This window comes from Bacteroides finegoldii DSM 17565 (genome assembly GCF_000156195.1).
GTDB classification, from domain to species: domain Bacteria; phylum Bacteroidota; class Bacteroidia; order Bacteroidales; family Bacteroidaceae; genus Bacteroides; species Bacteroides finegoldii.
This window is the reverse complement of the sequence record NZ_GG688349.1, coordinates 1-518: the sequence shown is the minus strand read 5'-3', so window position 1 is coordinate 518 and position 518 is coordinate 1. Positions and strand designations below refer to the sequence as shown.

Below are 518 nucleotides of genomic sequence, written 5' to 3'. Positions count from 1 at the left end.
TAATATTAAATTTAATAACGAAAAAATATGAAACGAACATATATGAAAAAAGGTTTAGGAATCATCTTTATGTTAGGAGGAATCTGCTTGTTCTCTGCTTGTGAACAGGATGATTTATATTTAGGGAAGCCTGTTGACGAATCTCAATATGAGGGCATCTATAAAGATAATAGTTTTGCAATCTGTGACGCGCAATCCGGTAGTCAGATTACTGTTGTTGAATTATATAATCAAGATTTTTTTAAGAACTATGCTACTTACATACGTGTGGAATTAAGTAAACCTGCCAATAGAGAAATGAATGCTCAAGTTTCCATCGATCCGGAATATTTGGTCACCTACAACAAAGAACATTTTACTGATTTTAAGATGTATCCCCAAACATTGATTGAACTGGGACATACAGAAATTGCATTGGAAGAAGATAATGAAGTTCCTCAAACTGAAATTGTGCAAATAGCTATTCTCAGTAGCCGTTTTCCTGATAACTTAATAAAATATGGCGAAAATAGCTTGGT

Annotated in this window: 1 protein-coding gene; it reads left to right on the top strand. The window is 33.0% G+C overall.

Annotation, left to right across the window (positions count from 1 at the left end; all coding sequences use genetic code 11):
* Positions 1 to 42: 42 nt before the first annotated feature.
* A partial coding sequence (locus BACFIN_RS00010) for a DUF1735 domain-containing protein (protein WP_232281675.1) occupies positions 43 to 518 on the top strand: 476 nt, incomplete at its 3' end.